The organism is Dickeya sp. ws52 (assembly GCF_007210685.1).
In the GTDB taxonomy this organism is placed as follows: Bacteria; Pseudomonadota; Gammaproteobacteria; order Enterobacterales; family Enterobacteriaceae; genus Dickeya; species Dickeya chrysanthemi.
Map to the genome: position 1 here is coordinate 86,795 of NZ_SZVX01000009.1, position 21,533 is coordinate 108,327.

At 57.0% G+C, this 21,533-nt stretch carries 14 protein-coding genes; 3 read left to right on the top strand and 11 right to left on the bottom strand.

Annotated features, from left to right (window positions below; genetic code table 11):
• Nucleotides 1–247: 247 nt before the first annotated feature.
• Nucleotides 248–1,021 carry a pimeloyl-ACP methyl ester esterase BioH gene (gene bioH, locus FDP13_RS10545; protein WP_143839414.1) on the bottom strand — a complete coding sequence of 258 codons (774 nt, stop codon included), beginning with the start codon at nucleotides 1,019–1,021 and terminating at the stop codon, nucleotides 248–250.
• Between the two features lie 78 nt (nucleotides 1,022–1,099).
• Here bioH and gntX point away from each other — a divergent pair, with 78 nt between their 5' ends.
• Nucleotides 1,100–1,819: a DNA utilization protein GntX gene (gene gntX, locus FDP13_RS10550; RefSeq protein WP_143839415.1), complete on the top strand. Its 720-nt coding sequence runs from the start codon at nucleotides 1,100–1,102 to the stop codon at nucleotides 1,817–1,819.
• 56 nt (nucleotides 1,820–1,875) lie between these two features.
• Nucleotides 1,876–2,451, top strand: coding sequence for a Fe-S biogenesis protein NfuA (gene nfuA, locus FDP13_RS10555; protein WP_012768017.1), 576 nt, complete (start codon nucleotides 1,876–1,878; stop codon nucleotides 2,449–2,451).
• A gap of 123 nt (nucleotides 2,452–2,574) precedes the next feature.
• Here the strand turns inward: nfuA and malQ are convergent, their stop codons facing one another.
• The 5 genes from malQ to glpE form a co-directional block, all read right to left on the bottom strand.
• Nucleotides 2,575–4,728: a 4-alpha-glucanotransferase gene (gene malQ, locus FDP13_RS10560; protein WP_143839416.1), complete on the bottom strand. Its 2,154-nt coding sequence runs from the start codon at nucleotides 4,726–4,728 to the stop codon at nucleotides 2,575–2,577.
• A 12-nt stretch (nucleotides 4,729–4,740) separates the two neighbouring features.
• Nucleotides 4,741–7,158 (bottom strand): maltodextrin phosphorylase, encoded by a 2,418-nt coding sequence (malP, locus tag FDP13_RS10565; RefSeq protein WP_033575481.1) that lies wholly within the window; start codon nucleotides 7,156–7,158, stop codon nucleotides 4,741–4,743.
• 44 nt (nucleotides 7,159–7,202) lie between these two features.
• Nucleotides 7,203–7,961, bottom strand: coding sequence for a DeoR/GlpR family transcriptional regulator (locus FDP13_RS10570; RefSeq protein ID WP_012768014.1), 759 nt, complete (start codon nucleotides 7,959–7,961; stop codon nucleotides 7,203–7,205).
• Between the two features lie 125 nt (nucleotides 7,962–8,086).
• Entirely contained in the window at nucleotides 8,087–8,911 is an 825-nt protein-coding gene (gene glpG / locus FDP13_RS10575) for a rhomboid family intramembrane serine protease GlpG (RefSeq protein ID WP_033575480.1), read from the bottom strand.
• 193 nt (nucleotides 8,912–9,104) lie between these two features.
• On the bottom strand, nucleotides 9,105–9,425 hold the full coding sequence (gene glpE, locus FDP13_RS10580; protein WP_027710695.1) for a thiosulfate sulfurtransferase GlpE: 321 nt from the start codon (nucleotides 9,423–9,425) through the stop codon (nucleotides 9,105–9,107).
• 325 nt (nucleotides 9,426–9,750) lie between these two features.
• Here glpE and glpD point away from each other — a divergent pair, with 325 nt between their 5' ends.
• Nucleotides 9,751–11,250, top strand: a complete 1,500-nt coding sequence (glpD, locus tag FDP13_RS10585; RefSeq protein ID WP_027710694.1) for a glycerol-3-phosphate dehydrogenase — start codon at nucleotides 9,751–9,753, stop codon at nucleotides 11,248–11,250.
• A gap of 527 nt (nucleotides 11,251–11,777) precedes the next feature.
• On the opposite strand, the gene glgP is transcribed toward glpD, so the two are convergent.
• From glgP to glgB, 5 genes are all read right to left on the bottom strand, one after another.
• Nucleotides 11,778–14,225, bottom strand: coding sequence for a glycogen phosphorylase (gene glgP, locus FDP13_RS10595; RefSeq protein ID WP_143839417.1), 2,448 nt, complete (start codon nucleotides 14,223–14,225; stop codon nucleotides 11,778–11,780).
• Between the two features lie 23 nt (nucleotides 14,226–14,248).
• The gene (glgA, locus tag FDP13_RS10600) at nucleotides 14,249–15,682 is read right to left on the bottom strand and encodes a glycogen synthase GlgA (protein WP_012768009.1); all 1,434 of its coding nucleotides are present in this window, start codon (nucleotides 15,680–15,682) and stop codon (nucleotides 14,249–14,251) included.
• A gap of 79 nt (nucleotides 15,683–15,761) precedes the next feature.
• Nucleotides 15,762–17,048 (bottom strand): glucose-1-phosphate adenylyltransferase, encoded by a 1,287-nt coding sequence (glgC, locus tag FDP13_RS10605; protein WP_012768008.1) that lies wholly within the window; start codon nucleotides 17,046–17,048, stop codon nucleotides 15,762–15,764.
• A gap of 16 nt (nucleotides 17,049–17,064) precedes the next feature.
• A complete protein-coding gene (gene glgX / locus FDP13_RS10610) occupies nucleotides 17,065–19,035 on the bottom strand; it encodes a glycogen debranching protein GlgX (protein ID WP_143839418.1) in 1,971 nt (656 codons plus the stop codon).
• A complete protein-coding gene (gene glgB / locus FDP13_RS10615) occupies nucleotides 19,035–21,218 on the bottom strand; it encodes a 1,4-alpha-glucan branching protein GlgB (RefSeq protein WP_143839419.1) in 2,184 nt (727 codons plus the stop codon). The genes glgX and glgB overlap by 1 nt, the downstream gene beginning before the upstream one ends.
• Nucleotides 21,219–21,533 lie beyond the last annotated feature (315 nt).

Consider the following 21,533-nt stretch of genomic DNA (forward strand, 5'->3'; position numbering starts at 1 on the left):
GATTTAAATATATACCCGTCATACATCAAGTTGCAGGTGTGTCGGCTGCGAGACTCGGCCCATCAATAAGCCTCGCCCTTCAGGCCGCTGCAAGCAGCGGCCTGAAGGGCCAACGCGTTGCGTTGTTCAACACGCAATGCGTGTTGTCCTGCAACTCGAATTATTTTGGGTATAGCAACCGAATCGTAGAGATCTTTGTATAACAATCCTCATATTTCGGTAAACCATTCCGATTAGTCTACTGCACTTATAGATTATCGCCCACAAACCCTACCACATGCTCCACAAACACCTCTGGATGGGAGATAAACGGTGCGTGGGCGGCTTTCGGTATCACGACCGAAGTGGAGTGCGGGTACTGTTCGTCCATCAGCGCGGCGACTTTGCGCGGCACCAGACCGTCTAGCGCACCGTACAGGCGCAGGAACGGCATGGTGAGTGTGCTCAGCGGTTCGCGCAGGTCGGTATCGCGCAAAATCCCCAACCCGGCGTTCAGTACCTCGGTGGTAGGTGCCGGCTGACCGGACAACGCCGCTTTCAGCGAACGGGCGTCTTTTCTGGCATTTTCAGTACCTAACGTCTGCAATGCCAGAAAGCGCTCAATGGTGCCGAAGAAATCGTCACTCAGCAATTGCTGAAAACTGGACAACACCTGCGGGCGAATCCCCGGCCAGCCATCGCGTTCCTCAAAGCACGGCGACGACGCCAGCGTGATCAGCGCACTGACCCGCTCTGGCGCGCTCAGCGCCGCCTGACTGGCCACCAGTCCCCCCAGCGACCAGCCCAGCCATACCGCCCGCGCCGGTGCCTGTGCCAGCACCTGCTGCGCCATGTCAGCCAGCGACATCACCCCAAACCCCTGACTCTGACCATAACCCGGCAGGTCCACGCGGTGCAGCCGGAAATGCGGAGCCAGCCGCATAACGATGCTGTTCCACACCTGCGAATTCATTCCCCAACCGTGCAGCATCACAAGTTCGCATGTGCCTTCTCCTTCCGTGTGCCAATACAGTGATTCCATCAGTTATTGTGTCCTCGTCAGATGTGAATAGTTCAGGCCATGCCGCCCGCGCAGCCTGATGACTCAGGGAACGAGACAATGTTGACGATCATGGCACAGTGCTGGCTCTGCCAGCAGCCGCTCTATCATAGTCATCACGGAATTTGCAGTCACTGCCGCCGTCATCTGCCCCAACCACCGGTGTGTTGTCCGCGCTGTGGATTGCCTTCGGCATCTCACGTGCTGCCGTGCGGGCGCTGCCTGCAACAGCCGCCGCCGTGGCACTCGTTGCTGTTTGTCAGCGACTACCAGCCGCCGCTTAACACGCTCGTCAGGCGCATCAAATTTCAGAGGCGCACCGAACTGGCGCCGGCACTGGCGCGGTTGCTCTTACTGCAATGGCTGGCGCGCCGCCGGGAGACGGCGTTAACACTGCCCGAGGCGTATCCCCGCCCTGATGCCATCGTCACCGTTCCACTACACCGCCGGCGTCACTGGCGCCGGGGGTTCAATCAAACCGCTCTGCTGGCACGCCAACTGGCGCACTGGCTGGGCTGCGCCTATCAGCCAGATACGTTAATCCGCGTGCGTTATACCGTGCCTCAACAGTCGTTGAAGGCCGCCTTTCGGCGCCGCAACCTGAGAGGGGCGTTCAGGTGTCGGCACACTGTCGTTAACCAATGGGTTGCCGGCAAACGGTTAGTACTACTGGACGATGTGGTCACCACCGGCAGCACGGCGGCGGAGATCAGCCGAACACTGCTCAACGCCGGTGCGCAGCAGGTTCAGGTATGGTGTGTATGCCGCACCTTGTCGTAACCGCCGGGATGGGCGTATTATAACCAACTGGCGTAGTCAACTATTGAGTTAACATTATGATTCGTATTACCGACGCTGCTCAGGAGCATTTTGCCAAACTGCTGGTAAAACAGGAGGAAGGCACCCAGATTCGTGTCTTCGTCATCAATCCCGGCACACCGAACGCCGAGTGTGGGGTGTCCTACTGCCCGCCCGATGCCGTCGAGCCGAACGATACCGAGCTGAAGTTTGAAAAACTGTCCGCGTATGTGGATGAACTCAGTGCGCCGTATCTGGAAGAGGCCGAGATCGACTTCGTGACCGACCAACTGGGCTCCCAACTGACCTTAAAAGCACCGAACGCCAAGATGCGTAAAGTCGGCGATGATGCGCCGCTGATGGAGCGTGTGGAGTATGTGCTGCAATCGCAGATTAACCCGCAACTGGCTGGTCATGGCGGCCGTGTAACGCTGATGGAAATCACCGAAGAAGGCTACGCCATTTTGCAGTTTGGCGGCGGCTGCAACGGTTGTTCCATGGTGGATTACACGCTGAAGGAAGGCATCGAGAAAGAATTGCTGCAGAAGTTCCCGGAACTGAAAGGGGTACGCGACCTGACCGAACACCAGCGCGGCGAGCACTCCTATTATTAACCGGGTGTCTATTATTAACCGGGTGCCTATTCAGCCACTGTGGTTTTGATTGTCATGAGCGGTCAGTCATCTGGCCGCTCATCGTTTCTGTTATCTGTTTAACCCCGTCGACGCCTACTCTCGTCACTCAGGCTTTTTTGTCTCTTTCTGCTTTCCATTATCCACCGGAGTCTCCGCCGGTTTGACCGTCTTTTTACTGCGTGACGGCACCGGCCCGCCGCGGCGCAGATCGATATCCCTGATCAGCCTTTCCAGATAACGGTCGGTGAAAATGGAATCCAGCGGGCGGCTCAACTTACGCCGCCAGTTAGGGTATTCCTGATCGGTGCCCGGCACATTTACCGGCGTCGACATATCCAGCCAGTCTTCAAGCTGCAAGCCCAGCAACGCGCTGGCGCTGTCCGCCAGATAACGCTGCACACCGCGATTAAGCTGGGCGCTCATGGTCGTCAGCGATGCATTGCGGCCCACCCGTTGAGGCAGCAACGCTTGCTCATGCAGCGCATCCAGCAGCCCCTGCTTGGCGCACTCACGCGCTTCATGCTGGCGCTGCAGCGCGGCGGCATCTGGATACAACCCAAGATCTTTGCCTAAGGTCAGATCGACCCCCTGCCAGTAACCGCGTAGCGTCGCCAGATCATGCGTGGTGATGGTCGCCATCGAACGGGGCGGATATTCATCCGGCGCACGAAAACGATCCTGCTGATCCTTCTCGAAAAACAACACTTTGTAGGAATAGACGCTGTTGTCGGGCAATTTATTGACGATCTCCTCCGGCACCGTGCCAAGATCTTCACCGATCACCAGACAACGATGGCGATGGCTCTCCAACGCCAGGATCCCCAGCAAGTCATCCACCGGGTAAAACACATAGGCACCGTGAGTCGCGTCGTTGCCGTTCAGAATCCACCACAGGCGCAGCAACCCCATTACATGATCGATACGCAACGCGCCGCTATGCGCCATATTGCTGCGCAGCAAATCGATAAATGGCTGGTAACCGCGCTGACGCAACAATGTCGGGTGCACCGGCGTCAGGTTCCAGTTTTGCCCACCAGGCCCGAGCGGGTCCGGCGGTGCGCCGATCGTCACCGACATACAATACAACTGTTGGTCGCCCCAGGTATCCACGCCGCCCTGCGCCACCCCGACCGCTAAATCGCGATATAAGCCGATCGGCATACCCAATTGTTTACTATGGGAAAAACAGGCCGCCAGTTGTTCATGCGCCAGCCACTGAAGCCAGCAATAGAATTGCACATCGTCGGCGTGCTCCTGCCGGAATGCCAGTGTGGCGTCGCTGCGTGCAGCGTGATATTCCTGCGGCCATTGCCGCCAGTCGGCGGTCGGTTTGCCCTGCTGGTGCATCCACGCCTGTAACGCATCATAAGTGGCCTGCTGCAACAGGCTTTCGTCGTGGGTTTTGAGAAACTGCTGAAACGCCGTTTTACGCGGGTCCAGTGCATTGCGGTTGGTGAAATGGCTAAACGCCAGTCGCAGCGCCGCCAGCTTCAGGCGGGTAACGGCGGTATAATCGACCCATCGGTTAGCGCGCGCCGCCGTCAGCTGCTGCTGGATATCGTCCTGTTTCCACCATGCGCGCGCGGCATCACTCTGATGAAAATCATCCACCTGATTGACATCGATATAGACAATATTCAGCCAATTACGCGAAGACGGGCTATACGGGCTGGCGGCCTCGGGCTGTGCCGGGTAAAGCGCATGTAGCGGATTCAAACCGACAAAGGCACCGCCCCGACGCGCCACCTGCTCTACCAGCGTTTTTAAATCGCCAAAATCGCCGATGCCCCAATTATCGGACGAACGCAGGGTATACAACTGCACCATGACGCCCCACCAGCGTTTTCCCTGCGTCAGCGGTTCCGGTTCATAACACCGCGCCGGGGCGACAATCACCCGGCAAGGCCACTGCTGTTCGCCCTGCATCAACATCAACTGGTGATAACCGAGCGGCAGGTTATCCGGCAAGGCCAACACCGCCTGACCAGTTACGCGCCCTTCGATAATGCCGCCTTTTTCATAGGTTAGCGTCCAGACATAGTCGCCTGCGTGACGTAACGGCAATCGATTTTGCTGCTCCTGGCGCAATACACATACCGACGGCAACGGTGCCGTCGATGGTTCAGTGACCTCAAGCAGTTGCAGCAATGCCTGGCGGGTTTCGTTGTCTATCGCCCGTTCATTACCGTAAGCATCTTTATAGGTATCAGCGATCCCCATCTGGTGGGGTACGGATTTTTTTGCTTTCAACGCCATGGTATTGATTCCTTAATCACGCATCGTCCAGATACGTTTCTGATAATCCTGGATTGCCCGATCAGCACTGAACATCCCCATACGGGCGGTATTCAGGATGCAGCGACGCGTCCATTCATCAGGTTCACGATACAGCGCATCCACACGCTGTTGCGCCTGGCAATAAGGCGCAAAATCGGCCAGCACCAAATAGGGATCGCCCAGTTCCAGCAGGCTATCCAGCAAGGGGGCGAACGCCGTTTTATCGCCGTGGCTGAACGTCCCATCCGCCAGATCGGCAAGAATTTCCTTTAATAGAGGGTTCGCAGCAATATAACGAGCGGGTTTATAGCCATCGGCAATCAGCGTTTTCACCTGATCGACGGTATGCCCGAAAATGAACAAATTCTCGGCACCGACTTCTTGCGCCATCTCCACATTGGCGCCATCCAACGTGCCCATCGTCAGCGCGCCGTTCAATGCCAGTTTCATATTGCCGGTCCCCGAGGCTTCCTTACCGGCAGTAGAAATCTGTTCCGACACGTCGGCAGCCGGAATAATCCGCTCCGCCAGCGAAACGCGGTAATCCGGTAAAAAAACCACCTTCAGGCGATCATTCACCCGTTTATCGCGATTAATGTGCTCCGCCACGCAGTTGATGGCGTAAATAATATTCTTCGCCAGTACGTAACCCGGCGCCGCCTTGGCGCCAAACAAAAAAAGGCGCGGCACGATATCCAATCCAGGGTCGATAAGCAATCGCTTATACAGCGACAAAATATGCAGCAAATTCAGATGTTGCCGTTTGTACTCATGCAACCGTTTGATTTGCACATCAAACACGGCGGCCGGATCGACGACAATGCCGTATTCGCGCCGCAAAAAGTGCGCCAGCTGGGTTTTATTGTCCTGCTTGATTTGGCGATAGCGCGCCCGGAACGCACTATCCTGCGCGTAGGGCGCCAATCCCTCCAGCAACGTTAGCCGGTTGCCCCACTCGGTCTGCAGCGTCTCGTCAATCAGCGCCGACAAGGCCGGGTTACACTGTTTCAGCCAGCGACGCGGCGTGATGCCGTTGGTGACATTATGAAACTTGGTCGGCCACAATTGGTAATATTCCGGGAACAGGTCGCGAACCACCAGTTCAGAGTGCATCTGCGCCACCCCGTTCACCGCAAAGCAAGCCACCACACACAGGTTCGCCATCCTCACCTGGCGGCGGTGCACCACCGCCAGACGCGCCCAAACCTGCCGATCGCCCGGCCAGCGCGCCTCCACCTGCCGACGCAAGTGCTCATTAATGGTTTTGATAATCGACAAATGACGCGGCAGCAGCCGGCCGAACAACCGTTCATCCCAGCATTCCAGCGCTTCCGGCATCAGGGTGTGGTTGGTATAGGCGAACAACCGCCCGGTCAACTGCCAGGCCTGTTCCCACGATAATTCGTATTCATCCAGCAACAGGCGCAGGGTTTCGGGGATCGCCAGCGTCGGGTGCGTATCATTCAGTTGCACCACTTCATAGTCGGGCAACGTCGCCAGCGGCCGACCGGCGCGCTCATGCCGCCGAAAAATATCCGCTACCGCACAGGCGCATTGAAAATACTGCTGCATCAGGCGCAGTTTTTTGCCTGCCGCATGATTATCGTTCGGGTAAAGCACTTTGGTCAGACTGGCGGCGGCGATCCCCTGCTGCTCGGCTTTCAGGTAATGGCCGGCGTTAAACTGCTCAAGGTCAAACGGTTCGCTGTGGGTGGCCTGCCATAGCCGCAACGGTTGCACCTGACCATTGTGATAACCGATAACCGGGATATCGGTGGCTTCGCCGACGACGACTTGTTCCGGTATCCAGCGCTCGCCGCCGCCCGGCTGGGCGACCAGTTCGCCGCCGAAACCGACCTCTACCGCCAGTTCCGGACGGGGCCGCGCCCACGGGTAACTGTCGCGCAGCCAGTCATCCGGTGTTTCCCGTTGGAAGCCGGCGTCGAAATGCTGGCGGAATAGGCCGTACTGATAATGCAGACCGTAACCGATTGCCGGCTGGCCGACCGTCGCCATCGCGTCCAGATAACAGGACGCCAGCCTTCCGAGCCCGCCATTACCCAGCGCCGGGTCGGTTTCCTGTTCCAGCAGGTCGCTCAACGCCAGCCCATGCTGGGCCAGTACCTCCGCCACTGCGTTATACCATCCCAGGTTGAGCAGGTTATTCCCGGTCAGGCGGCCGGGCAGGAACTCCATCGACAAATAATTAACGTGCCGCACCCCAGACGGCCCGGCATCAGGCGGGGCAGACTCGGCAGACGTCAACGCATCCAGTTGTTCCGTCAGCGCGGCGCTCACCCATTGCCAGCACTGACGCAACGACAGCGCCTGTAACGACGGCTGAGCGCACGCCTGCAACTGACGCTGCAAGGCGGCGGCAAACTGGGAAGAATTGAATAAGGGTGACATCGTGCCTCTCTCCTTTGCGGGTGATGGAAAAAGGCACGTCGGGATCAGCACAACTCCAACTGTACCTTATGTTGTTCGATGATTTTCAGCACACTGGGTGGCGGTAACTGATCGGTAAAAAGATAGTCGATCAAATCCATGTTGCCCAAATTGACCATCGCGTTACGGCCGAATTTCGAATGATCCGTCACCAGCATCACGCAACGGGAATTTTCGATAATGGCACGCTTGGTGCGAACCTCGTGGTAGTCAAACTCCAGCAACGAACCATCCATATCGATGCCGCTGATGCCCAAAATGCCGAAATCGAGCCTGAACTGGGAAATGAAATCCAGCGTGGCTTCGCCGATGATACCGCCATCGCGGCTGCGCACCTCGCCGCCGGCCAGAATCAGGCGAAAGTCCTCTTTCGCGGTCAGTAACGTGGCCACATTCAGGTTGTTGGTGACCACCCGCAAATCCTTATGATTCATCAGCGCATGGGCCACCGCTTCCGGCGTCGTACCGATATCTATAAAAAGCGTAGCACCATCCGGGATTTGGCTGGCGACTTGTCTCGCAATCCTGGCTTTTTCATCCGACCACATCATCTTGCGGTCATGATAGGCGGTATTGACTGAGCTGGAGGGCAATGCCGCTCCGCCATGATGACGATGGATCTTATTTTGTTCCGCCAGATCGTTCAGATCACGGCGAATAGTCTGCGGGCTGACTGCAAAATGCTCTACCAGCTCTTCGGTACTGACGTATCCCTGCCGACGCACCAGATCGATAATCGCGTCGTGCCGCTGTGTTTGCTTCACATTGTTCCCCTCAAACGCCGACATGACCTCATGCCGGCCAACCAAGAAAGCGCGCCCACGATAAAAACGCACACGGCGATAGCCACTGCGGCTTGACGCCACGTTTAGGGCTGGTAAATCCGCGCTCACATTGAACGACGACGCGTATCCCACCACGCCATCAATACCCCCATGACCAATCCCGCGACGTGCGCCGCGTTGGCGATAGACATGCCCAACACATCGAAATAGCCGGCCACCAACCATATCAGCGCGAACGCCATCAAACTGCGTTGAAAGTGCAGCGGTCCGTCCGGTTCGCGCTCGCCGCGCAGCCAGACATACCCCATCAGGGCGTACACCACACCGGATAAGCCGCCGAAATACACACCGCTGAACCAGGACTGCACCCACCCGCTGAATGCGGACGACGCCAGCAGAATCACGCACAATCGCCGGGAGCCCAATACGCGCTCTACCGGGCCGCCGAGATACCACCACCACATCAGGTTGAACAGCAAATGCAACAGCGAGAAATGCAACAGCGCATGGCTGAACCAACGCCAGAGTTGCAGGTCCTGAGTGCTATCCGGAAAAGCCAGCAGCACCATCAGGCGATCCACGCCATACACCTTCATCAGCAGGTATACCGCGATCGCGACCACCAACAAACTCAGCGTCAGCGGTCCTGCGCGCTGGCGCAGCGTTTGCAGGTAAGAAAAGGACGGGTAACGCAGCCCGCTATTGGTCGTCCCGCTCTGCCAACTGGCGGCCTGATAGCGCTCATGCCAGGGCTCCTGCAGAAAACGCGCCAGTTCCTGCTTCACCCGCTCCTGCTGGCTTTCGTCCGGCAGCCAGATATCCACGTCGTCTCCGTTAATGCGGGCGACCAGCCTGACCTGGTGCGTGTGCATATAGTCGACAAACGCCTGTGCCAGACGCGGGTTGGATAGCGCAACAATTCGGATCATGACAATAGCCCAACGCATTCCGCCAATGAATTTATGTCTTCGATTCTAAAACATTTATTGCCCGGAACGCAGCGCAATAACCGCGCATAATCTTTCTTATTTCAGTATGCGTGTGACGGTTTTCACATCGTTTATTCATATAGGATGCAAACGATGTCATCGCACTGCGCTTATCGGGTATACCAATGTGCGATTACCCTGCCGCCACATCCTGCGGAAAGCGTTTTTGCCAGGCATCGAAACCGCCATCCACGCTATACACGGCTTCAAAGCCGAGACTAATCAAGTAACTCGCCGCATTGCGACTGCTGATGCCGTGATAGCACATCACCATCACCGGCTGCTCGAAATCAGCATCGCGCACAAAATCCGACAATGTTTCGTTGGTCAGGTGGGTTGAGCCTGGGACATGCGCAGCACCGAAACTCTGCGGATCGCGGATATCGACCAACGCATGACCTTGCTGCCAGCGCTGATAAGCCTGCTCGATATCGATTGACTGAAACTGCTCCATTGCCTGCCTCATATTTCTTGGTGAACGAATTGTTATTAACAGGTATGCCTGAAATTACAAACATTGTAACCCACCCATTGCATGGATAGACCGGATAAACCGCATGGATATAGGGCGGCACAGCAGGAAGCGCGATCGCGCAGCCCAGTACAGAAACACTATTTTTTAACCAAATCAGGCGCGAAACTGTTAGCTCTATCACGCGCAAATGTTTTTAATTGGTTAACGCTTGGCTAACATGTTTGTTTTCGATTAATATAATGAGCGAAAACGAACATTGTAACTTTAACGGCTATACCGCTTTTGACGTGGTGGAGGAGAAAACGTGGAAACCAAAGATCTGATCGTGATCGGCGGAGGCATTAACGGTACTGGCATCGCAGCAGACGCCGCCGGGCGCGGGTTATCCGTCTTGCTGCTGGAAGCACAGGATCTGGCCTGCGCCACCTCTTCCGCCAGCTCAAAGCTGATTCACGGCGGCTTGCGCTATCTGGAGCACTATGAGTTCCGCCTGGTGGGCGAAGCGTTATCCGAACGCGAAGTGCTGCTGAAAATGGCGCCGCACATCATTTTCCCGATGCGTTTTCGTCTGCCGCATCAGCCGCATCTGCGCCCGGCCTGGATGATTCGCGCCGGTCTGTTCATGTACGACCATCTGGGAAAACGCGTTAGCCTGCCGTCCAGCCACGGGCTGCGGTTTGGCCGCGAATCCGTGTTGAAACCGGAACTGACGCGCGGTTTCGAATATTCCGATTGCTGGGTGGACGATGCGCGTCTGGTGGTGCTAAACGCGCAGGAAGTGGTGCGCCGCGGCGGCGACGTGAAAACGCGCATGAAAGTAACCCGCGCTCACCGCGAAAACGGTCTGTGGATCGTTGAAGCGGAGGATACGCTGAGCGGCGAAATCCATCGCTGGCAAGCGAAAGGGCTGGTCAATGCGACCGGGCCGTGGGTACGCCAATTCTTCGACGATGGTCTGGCGCTGCCATCGCCGTACGGCATCCGTCTGATTAAAGGCAGCCATATCGTCGTTCCGCGTGTGCATCAGGAAGAGCAGGCCTACATTCTGCAAAACAAAGATCACCGCATCGTGTTCGTTATCCCGTGGCAGGACGAGTTTTCGATCATCGGCACCACCGATGTGGAGTACCACGGCGATCCGCATCAGGTGAAGATCGACGACAACGAAATCCGTTACCTGCTGGATGTGTATAACGACCATTTCAAAAAACAGCTGACGCGCGACGACATTGTCTGGACTTACTCCGGCGTGCGCCCGCTGTGCGACGACGAGTCGGATTCACCGCAGGCCATCACCCGTGACTACACGCTGTCCGTTGCGGACGAAAACGGCAAAGCGCCGCTGCTGTCGGTATTCGGCGGCAAATTAACCACCTACCGTAAGTTAGCGGAACACGCGCTGGAAAAGCTGGTGAAATACTACCCGCAAGCCGGACAAGCATGGACCCGCAACGCGATTCTGCCCGGTGGCGACATCAGCGGCAGCCGCGAAGATTATGCCGCCACATTGCGCCGCCGTTACAATCTGCCGGAAGCGCTGGCACGCCGTTACAGCCGTACCTACGGTAGCCAGAGCGAGAAAATCCTCGGCAACGCGCAAAGCTTGAACGATTTGGGCGAACACTTCGGCCATACCTTATACGAAGCCGAGTTACGCTATCTGGTAGAGCATGAATGGGTGGTGTCGCTGGAAGACGCTATCTGGCGCCGCACCAAGCTCGGCATGTGGCTGGACGACGCGCAACGCCAGCGTGTCGCCGACTGGCTGGTCAGCTACCGCAGCCAGTTAGCCAAAGCCGGTTAATCCCAAAGAAAAACGGCTTCCTTAATGGAAGCCGTCAGACTGCTGACAAACGCATTAACTACAGGATGAAGCATCTTTCCGGCGTCAAAAACTGTGCTGAGGCCAGCGGCTTCGCCGGGTGAGCCGCATGGATGAGGCCAGCGGCTTCGCCGGGTGAGCCGCATGGACGCGGCGAAAGCCCGTGCCGCGTCTGACAAAAACGTTGGGAACGTTTTTGAACAGCGTTTACGCTGGCCCGCAGGGCGAGCCCCAGGGATGGGGCGAGTAATCGCGTCACGGGCGACCCGAACTGCGAAGACGATTGCCGAAGGCACCGCGCCAGCGGCACAGTTTAGCCCTCAGCCAGAGGTCAAGGAGAGGTGGCGTTTGAACCTCTCCTTGTCGTGCGTGCGATGATGTCGCAAAGGAATAACCGATATCATCAAGCACGAAACCCCACACTACTTCGACATAAATCGCCAATCACAAAACAACAGCGCTGTTTGTCTACAGCCTAACTGCACATCCAGTTACACCATCCAATCGACCTACAACCGTATCGGTTTGATGTGCCAAATCTCGTCGGCATACTCCTGAATCGTGCGGTCGGCAGAGAAATAGCCCATGTTGGCGATGTTTTGCAGCGTTCGACGCGTCCATTCATCTTCGTCGCGGTACACATCGTCCACCTTGTCGTGGCTATCCACATAACTGCGATAATCCGCCAGCAACTGATAGTGATCGCCGAAATTGACCAGTGAATCAAACAGGTCGGCATAACGACGTGGGTCGTCCGGGCTGAACACGCCGGTCGCTATCTGCGTCAACACCCGATGCAGCTCTTCGTCCTGATTGTAGAACTCCCGCGGGTTGTAACCGCTACGACGCAATGCCTCCACCTCCTCCGCCGTGTTGCCGAAGATAAAGATATTGTCTTCGCCCACCCGCTCACGCATTTCGACGTTGGCGCCATCCAGCGTACCGATAGTCAGCGCACCGTTCAGGGCGAACTTCATGTTACTGGTGCCGGACGCCTCGGTGCCTGCCAGCGAGATCTGTTCCGACAGATCGGCCGCCGGAATAATGATCTGCGCCAGACTGACGCCATAGTTAGGGATAAAGACAATCTTCAGCTTGTCTTTCACCTCCGGATCGTTGTTGACCACGCTGGCCACGTCATTGATCAGGTGAATGATGTGTTTGGCCATGTAGTACGCGGAGGCCGCCTTACCGGCAAAGATGGCGACGCGCGGTACGCGATCCAGATCCGGGTCGTCTTTGATGCGGTTATAGAGCGTTATCAGGTGCAACACGTTGAGCAATTGACGTTTGTACTCGTGAATCCGCTTGATTTGCACATCAAACAGCGCGTTCGGGTCGACCACAATATCCAGATGCTGCGCGATATAGAGAGCCAGCCGCTTTTTATTCTCCTGCTTGGCCTTGCGCACTTTTTGCAGGAACGCCGGAAAATCAATATGCGGTTTCAGATCCGCCAGTTGGCTCAGGTCGGTACGCCAGGTTTTGCCAATGGTGTCATCCAGTACTTTCGACAGCGACGGGTTCGCCAGCGCCAGCCAGCGGCGAGGCGTCACGCCGTTGGTTTTGTTGCAGAACCGATCGGGGTAAATGCGGGCGAAATCGGCAAACAGCGACTGCACCATCAGGTCGGTATGCAACTGCGAGACCCCGTTCACTTTGTGGCTACAGATCACCGCCAGCCATGCCATCCGGACTTTACGCCCATGCTCTTCATCAATGATGGATACCCGCTTGAACAAGTCGTGCTCATTGGGGAAACGTTCCTGTACTTCGTCGAGAAAACGGTCGTTGATTTCGAAAATCAGTTGCAGATGACGCGGCAGAATCTTGCCCATCATGTCGACCGGCCAGGTTTCCAACGCCTCGCCCATCAAGGTGTGGTTGGTATAGGAGAACACCTTGGTGACCACATCCCAGGCTACATCCCACTTGAACTTGTGCTCGTCGATCAACAAGCGCATCAGTTCGGGGATCGCCAGTACCGGGTGGGTATCGTTGAGGTGGATGGCGAATTTCTCCGTCAGATTGGCGTAGGTTTTGTGCATCGTCCAGTGACGGCTGAGGATATCCTGCACCGTGGCGGATACCAGAAAGTACTCCTGGCGTAAACGCAACTCGCGCCCGGAATAGGTGGAGTCGTCAGGGTAGAGTACCCGCGATACGTTTTCGGAGTGGTTTTTGTCCTCCACCGCCGCGAAATAGTCGCCCTGATTGAACTTACCGAGATTGATTTCGTTACTGGCCTGCGCTGCCCACAGCCGCAAGGTGTTGGTGGCGTCGGTATCAAAGCCGGGGATTATCTGATCGTAGGCGCAGGCGATGATCTCCTCGGTTTCCAGCCAGCGGGTTTTACTCCCCTCTTGCTGGATACGGCCGCCAAAACGCACTTTGTAACGGGTGCTATGACGCACAAATTCCCACGGGTTGCCGTATTCCAGCCAGTAATCCGGCGATTCCGCCTGCTTACCGTCAACGATATTTTGCCGGAACATACCGTATTCATAGCGGATGCCATAGCCCCGCCCCGGCAGCGCCATCGTCGCGAGCGAGTCGAGAAAACACGCGGCCAGACGGCCAAGGCCGCCGTTGCCCAACGCCGGATCGTCTTCTTCTTCCAGCAGTTCGTTCAGGTCCAGCCCCATCGCTTCCAGCGCGTCGCGCAGGTCGTCAAACATGCCCATCGCCAGCAAGGCGTTGGACAAGGTGCGCCCCAACAGAAACTCCATCGACAAATAGTAAACCTGCCGAACGTCCTGCGATAACTGCGCACGACTGGAACGTAACCAGCGCTCGACCATGCGGTCCCGCACCGCCAACACCGCCGCATTCAGCCAGTCATGTTTACTGGCGATGCTGGGGTCCTTGCCGATGGTAAACATCAGCTTGTAAGCGATGGAGTGTTTCAACGCGTCTACGCTGAGCGTAGGTGAGTTGTAGATAAATGGAGAGTTCATAATGTCATTCCCACTGATGCGTACTACCACAGACGTTGATAAAGCGCACGATAGGCTTGGGCTGCGACCTGCCAACTAAAATCCATTGCCATTGCCTGACGCTGAACATAACGCCAGAGCGAAGGACGCGACCACAACACAAAGACCCGACGAATCGCCCGCGACAGCGATGCTACGTTGCAATCGCTGAACACAAAACCACTCGCCAGGCCATCGGCCAGATTTTCCAGCGAGCAGTCAGCCACGGTATCCGCCAGCCCGCCAGTACGTCTGACCAGCGGTAACGTGCCGTATTTCAGGCCGTACAACTGGGTCAAACCGCAAGGTTCGAACCGACTAGGAACCATAATCACATCCGCACCGCCAATAATGCGGTGCGAAAACGCTTCGTGATAACCAATCTGAACGCCGACGCGACCGTGATACTCCGCCGCCGCCGCCAGAAAACCCTCCTGTAAGGTGGCATCGCCCGCCCCCAGCACCACCAGTTGCCCACCTTGTTCAAGCAAACTCGTGACGGTTTGCAACGCGATATCCAGCCCTTTCTGGCTGGTAAGGCGGCTGACGATGGCGAACACCGGCACCCGGTCGTCCACCTTCAGCCCCATCGCCGTCTGCAAATGCCGTTTGTTCTCCGCCTTGCGCGCCAGCTCATCGCGGCTATACGTCGCCGTCAGCAGCGAATCGTGCGCCGGATTCCAGATATCGTCATCCACCCCGTTGAGGATGCCGGACAAGCGGCCGGCTTCTTCCCGAGACTTCAGTAGCCCTTCCAGACCGTAACCGTATTCGGGCTGGGTTATCTCATGCGCATAGGTCGGGCTGACGGTAGTGATGTGATCCGCATAGTACAGCCCGGCTTTGAGGTACGAGATCTGGCCGTAGAACTCCAACCCGTACATGCTGAAGTACTCCGGCGGCAACCGCAGTTGCGACATGTGACGAGCATCAAATAATCCCTGATAAGCCAGATTATGGACGGTAAATACCGATTTTGCCGGTCGGCCTTTCGCCGCCAGATAGGCACAGGCCAACCCGGCGTGCCAGTCATGGGCATGAACAATGTCGGGACGCCAGAACGGATCCGCGCCGCTGGCCATTTCCGCGCCCATCCAACCCAGTAAACCGAAACGCACGACATTGTCTGAATAAGCAAACAACGAGGTATCGTGATACGGGCTGCCAGCCCGGTCATACAGATGAGGAACGTCTATCAGATAGATGCCTACTCCGTTGTAATGACCGTAACGCAGCGTGACATGACCGCCAAACGTATCCAGCTCCCGCACCACCTGCGCATCCGGAATACCTTTTTTCACATCGGGAAACGCCGGCAACAGCACCCGTACATCCATCCCCGCCGCGATCTGCGCGCTGGGCAATGCTCCCACTACATCCGCCAGTCCCCCGGTTTTCAGCAAGGGGAATAGCTCCGAACACACGTGTAATACCCGCATCTTGTCTCCCATTCCGCCGCCCGCGCCAGCTCGCGGGCAGCATCAATCCTCCGGCCGACCACGGCCGGTTACGTTCAGATCAGGGCTTGAGCCTGGCCAGCATGGCGCGCGTCACCAGCACGATTCCCTCTTCGGAGCGATAAAAGCGACGGCTGTCTTCTTCCGCGTTTTCGCCGATCACCATCCCTTCCGGAATATCGCAGGCCCGATCGACGATGCAGCGATGCAGACGGCATGAACGCCCTACGTTGACATCCGGCAGCAGCACCGATGAATCAATACTGCAAAAGGAGTTGATACGTACCCGCGGGAACAGCACCGAGTGCGTAACCACCGAGCCGGAAACAATGCACCCGCCGGATACCAGCGAGTTCATGGTTAGCCCGTGGCTGCCGGAGCGGTCCTGGACGAATTTGGCGGGCGGCAGCGCCGCCATCGCCGAGCGAATCGGCCAGTTATGGTCGTACATATCCAGTTCCGGCATCACCGACGCCAGGTCAAGATTGGCGCGCCAATAAGCTTCCAGCGTGCCGACATCCCGCCAGTACGGCGGCGCGTTATCCGAAGAGGTGACGCAGGAGAGCGTGAAGGGGTGCGCCCAGGCATGTCCCTGCGCGACGATTTTTGGGATCAGATCCTTGCCGAAGTCATGGCTGGACTCCGAGGTGCACACATCCGCTTCCAAAATCCGGTACAGGTATTTGGCGTTGAATACGTAGATCCCCATACTGGCCAGCGCCATATCGGGGTCATCCGGCATCGGTGCCGGGTTGGCGGGTTTTTCGTCGAAGCTGATAATGCGATTGTCTTTATCCACGCTCATCACGCCAAACGCGTGTGCTTCCTTGATAGGCACCGGGATACAGGCCACTGAACACTCGGCGCCGTTCTCCACGTGGTCAAGCAACATGCGGGAATAATCCATCTTGTAGATGTGATCGCCGGCCAGAATCACCACGTACTCCGCCCCGTAGCGCCGGATAATATCCAGGTTGTGGCATACGGCGTCGGCAGTACCGCGATACCAGTGATCGTTTTCATCGTGCCGTTGCTGCGCCGGCAGCAAATCGACAAATTCATTCATTTCGATATTCAGGAACGACCAGCCGCGCTGGATATGCTGCACCAACGTGTGCGACTGATACTGGGTAATCACGCCAATCCGGCGAATGCCGGAGTTCAGGCAATTAGAGAGCGCAAAATCGATAATCCGGTATTTACCGCCGAAATGTACCGCGGGTTTAGCGCGGTGCGCCGTCAAATCTTTCAGCCGGGTCCCTCGTCCTCCCGCCAAAATCAGCGCGACGGATTTCAGGGGCAACTGTCTGGCCAGCATTAGAGGATCGTGTTTCTCGGTACTCACCATGTCAGACTCCTTTTTTTTATTTTTTTACCAGTACACACACCGCATTCGCCTGCCCGCGCCAAACCCGCTCATTGAGCGGATGGTCGGCAGCATCGAACGGTGGAGCGACCCGCCACTCCCCTTTGGGGAGAGAAAAATCACTCGTCTGCGACGTGGCGTTGATCAATAGCAGCCAGTGTTTAGAAAGCTGAATTTGTAACCGGTGTTCGCCCTGTTCCCATTCGTATGGCGTCAGCGGCTCTCCCTGTGCATTCAGCCACCGTACGTCGTCTTCGTCGTCACGCCACCAGCCCGCCTTCTGTAACGCCGGGATAGCGCGACGCAAGCGGAGCAACCCGGCGGTAAACGCGATCAACTCGGTATCCGCCGTTTCCCAGTGCAACCAGGCCAGCGCGTTATCCTGGCAATACGCGTTATTGTTGCCTTGCTGGCTGCTGCCGAACTCGTCGCCGGCCAGCAGCATCGGCGTGCCCTGCGATAACAACAGCGTCGTCAGCAGCGCCTGTTGACTGGCGCGACGCCGCGCCTGCGTTGCCTCGTCCGCCTCCAGCCCTTCGGTGCCATGGTTGAAGCTGAAATTGCTGTTGGTGCCGTCCCGGTTTTGTTCGCCATTGGCCTGGTTATGCTTGTAGTTGAAGCTCACCAGATCGCGCAGGGTAAAACCGTCATGGGAAGTCAGCATGTTGACCGATGCCCAGGGTAAGCGGCCGTTGCGTTCAAACACTTCGCTGGAAGCCGCGAAACGGCGGGCAAACACCCCGACAGGCAGATCGCCGTGCAGCCAGAAACGGCGAATATCGTCACGAAAACGGTCGTTCCACTCGACAAACGGCGACGGAAACTTGCCCAGTTGGTAACCACCGGGGCCGATGTCCCAGGGTTCGGCAATCAGCTTGCAGTTGCGCAACGACCGATGATTACGCAGGGCGGTAAAGAACGGGGCTGAAGAGGAAAAGTCCGGCATACGCCCCAAAATCGTCGCCAGATCAAAACGAAAACCATCCACATGGCAGGTTTCATGCCAGAACGTCAGGCACTCAATCACCCACTGCAACACGGCCGGATGTTCAAGCCGCAGCACATTGCCGCACCCAGCCCAGTTGTGATAAGCGCCGTCCTGCGTCAGCCAGTAGTAGCTGGCGTTGTCGATACCGCGCAACGTCAGGGTCGGGCCGTCGGCATCCAGCTCCGCGCTGTGATTGAACACCACGTCCAGAATCACCTCGATCCCGGCGTTATGCAGCGCCCGCACCATGTCGCGGAACTCGTTGAGCGGTTCGTCGCCGGCCGCCAGACTGCTGTCCACCGCGAACGGCAACAACGTGTTGTAACCCCAGTAATTGCGCAGCCCCATCGCCTGCAAACGCGGTTCATCGGCGTGTTGCTGGACTGGCATCAACTCCAGCGCCGTCACGCCCAGCTTCGTCAGATAATCCAGCATCACCGGGTGAGCCAGCGCGGCGTAAGTACCGCGTATCGCCGCCGGAATACGCGGATGTCGCCGCGTCAACCCGCGCACATGCGCTTCGTATAACACCGTTTGGCTCCAGGGCGTGCGCGGAAACGCATCGCCCTGCCAGTCGTAGCGCTCATCCACCACCACGCTGCGCGGCATCACCTCGGCGCTGTCTACCGCATCGGGATAGTCATAGCCGCCATGCAGCCGCTCGTCATCCACTACCCAGCCGTCCATCTGCCGGGCGCAAGGGTCAAGCAGCAGCTTGTTGGCGTTAAAGCGCAGACCGCGTTGCGGATCGAACGCGCCGTCGACCCGGTAGCCGTAACACAACCCCGGTTGCGCATCCGGCAGATAACCGTGCCAGATATCGCCGGTACGGGCCGTCAACGGCAGACGCTGCTCCCGCAGCCCGTCAAAAATACATAACTCCACCCGCGATGCCCTGGATGAGAACAACGCGAAGTTCACCCCTTCGCCATCGAAATGAGAACCTAACGGTCGCGGCCGACCCGCCAGCAGCTCAACCATTACGCCTCCTTCACCAGATACAAGGTGGAGAGCGGCGGCAGCGTTAACACCAGCGACTGTGGGCGGGAATGGCTGCCCACCGCTTCGCTACGCACTAATCCCTGATTGCCAAGGTTACTACCGTGGTAATGCATGGAATCGGTATTCAGCACTTCACGCCAGTGTCCCGGCTGGTTAATGCCGACGCGATATCCCTCTCTGGGGACCGGCGTAAAGTTGCTGATAATCAATATCTCGTTGCCCTCGGCATCACGCCGGATAAAGGCGAATACCGAGTTCTCGCGATCGTCTACCACCACCCATTCAAATCCCTGATGCAGGTAGTCGCATTGATAGAGCGGCGGGTGTTGGCGATAACAATGGTTGAGGTCGCGCACCAGTTGCTGCACGCCGACATGCCAGCCTTCGGGCTCATCCAGCAGGTGCCAGTCCAGGCTGGTGTCGTGGTTCCATTCCCGCCCTTGTGCAAACTCGCCGCCCATAAACAGCAGCTTCTTGCCGGGATAAGCCCACATGAAGCCGTAATAGGCACGCAGGTTGGCGAATTTCTGCCAGGCGTCGCCCGGCATCCTATCCAGCAAAGAACGTTTGCCGTGTACCACTTCATCGTGCGACAGCGGCAGGACGAAGTTCTCGCTGTAGGCATACAACATGCCGAAGGTCAGCAGGTCGTGGTGGTATTTACGATGCACCGGATCCTGTTGCATGTAGGCCAGCGAGTCGTGCATCCAACCCATGTTCCACTTATAGTGAAAACCCAACCCGCTATGTTCCGGCGGCAACGTCACCCCGGCATAATCGGTGGACTCTTCGGCGATGGTGACGGCTCCGGCACGGTTCTGGCCCAGCATCTGGTTGGTGTAACGTAAAAAGCCGATCGCCTCCAGGTTCTCCTTGCCGCCGTAATAGTTCGGCACCCATTCGCCGTCGCGGCGGCTGTAGTCGCGGTAAATCATTGATGCCACCGCGTCTACCCGTAACCCGTCGACGCCAAACCGCTCCGTCCAGTACAACGCGTTACCCGCCAGATAGTTACGCACCTCATGGCGATCGAAGTTATAAATCAGCGTATTCCAGTCCTGATGGTAACCCTCTTTCGGGTCGGCATATTCATACAGCGCCGTACCGTCAAACCGCGCCAGACCGTAGCTGTCCGCCGGGAAATGGCCGGATACCCAGTCCAGCAACACATTGATGCCCGCCTCATGAAAGGCGCTGACCAGATAACGGAAATCCTCCGGCGAGCCGAAGCGGCGGGTCGGTGCATACAGCCCCAGCGGCTGGTAACCCCAACTGCCGTCAAACGGATGTTCATGCACCGGCATCAGTTCAACGTGGGTGAACCCCATGTCTTTAACGTACGGCACCAGTTGGTCCGCCAGTTCGCGGTAACTGAGCCAGAAATTATTGTCGTCATGCCGCCGCCATGACCCCAGATGCACCTCGTAAATGGAAATAGGCGACTGTAAATCGTTGGCGGATTGCCGCGCCTCATCCACCGGCAACGCGGGCGGTAACGCACTGACCACCGAGGCGGTATCCGGCCGCATCTGAGAGGCGAAGGCATACGGGTCTGATTTCACCAGCACATTGCCGTAGCAATCGATGATTTCGAATTTGTACAACTGCCCGACCCCGACGCCCGGCACAAACAGCTCCCACACGCCGTTCTCGCGCCGCAGCCGCATCGGGTGGCGCCGCCCATCCCAAAAATTGAAATCACCCACTACCGACACCCGCTGAGCATTCGGCGCCCAGACGGCGAAGCAGGTGCCGCCGACGCCATCCAGCGTGGACGGATGCGCGCCCAATGTTTCAAACGGCCGCAAATGGCGCCCCTCCGCCAGCAGCCAGATATCCAGCTCCTGCAACAACGGGCCAAAACGATAAGGGTCGTCAATCACATGCGTATCTTGCTGCCAGGTCACCGCCAGCCGATAGCTGAACGGCTTTTTACGACGAGGGATCACTGCAACGAAAAAACCGCGCGGGTCCAGGCGCTGCAGGTGTGCGACTTTACGTCCGCTGTGTGCGTCTACCACGTGTACATCGCTGGCATCCGGAAGCAGCGCACGAACTTCCAGGCCTGACGAGGTGACGTGCATACCCAATACTGCAAAAGGATCGGCGTAATGGCCGGAAAAAAGGAGATTAATGATGTTCCGATCGGAAAATCCTGACATGGCATCCGTCCTCTGAATTAACCATCTAAATAAAGTAAAGATGTTAAAGAGACAGGTCATTTCTTCAGCACGTTTATTAGTATGCGAATGCCCTGCGTCAATAACAAAAAAGGAACCAGCCTGCCCCATAAAAAAGAAAACCGACCTGAAAAAATGAAACATCACAGTAATATCTAGGCTGCGAAGTATTCTTCAGGTAAGCCTAAGATTCAGCTTAGTCAAGAAAAGGGAAAATATTTGAGATATTGGATAAATTTTTACGCCTGATAACCATAAGAAAAAATAATTAATCATAGCGTTAGCGAATATTGATCT

Bases quoted from the DNA above. Each gene is read 5' to 3' on its own strand.
- bioH (WP_143839414.1), bottom strand. From the start codon at position 1,021: ATGGAATCACTGTATTGGCACACGGAAGGAGAAGGCACATGCGAACTT.
- gntX (WP_143839415.1), top strand. From the start codon at position 1,100: ATGTTGACGATCATGGCACAGTGCTGGCTCTGCCAGCAGCCGCTCTAT.
- nfuA (WP_012768017.1), top strand. From the start codon at position 1,876: ATGATTCGTATTACCGACGCTGCTCAGGAGCATTTTGCCAAACTGCTG.
- malQ (WP_143839416.1), bottom strand. From the start codon at position 4,728: ATGGCGTTGAAAGCAAAAAAATCCGTACCCCACCAGATGGGGATCGCT.
- malP (WP_033575481.1), bottom strand. From the start codon at position 7,158: ATGTCACCCTTATTCAATTCTTCCCAGTTTGCCGCCGCCTTGCAGCGT.
- glpG (WP_033575480.1), bottom strand. From the start codon at position 8,911: ATGATCCGAATTGTTGCGCTATCCAACCCGCGTCTGGCACAGGCGTTT.
- glpE (WP_027710695.1), bottom strand. From the start codon at position 9,425: ATGGAGCAGTTTCAGTCAATCGATATCGAGCAGGCTTATCAGCGCTGG.
- glgP (WP_143839417.1), bottom strand. From the start codon at position 14,225: ATGAACTCTCCATTTATCTACAACTCACCTACGCTCAGCGTAGACGCG.
- glgA (WP_012768009.1), bottom strand. From the start codon at position 15,682: ATGCGGGTATTACACGTGTGTTCGGAGCTATTCCCCTTGCTGAAAACC.
- glgC (WP_012768008.1), bottom strand. From the start codon at position 17,048: ATGGTGAGTACCGAGAAACACGATCCTCTAATGCTGGCCAGACAGTTG.
- glgX (WP_143839418.1), bottom strand. From the start codon at position 19,035: ATGGTTGAGCTGCTGGCGGGTCGGCCGCGACCGTTAGGTTCTCATTTC.
- glgB (WP_143839419.1), bottom strand. From the start codon at position 21,218: ATGTCAGGATTTTCCGATCGGAACATCATTAATCTCCTTTTTTCCGGC.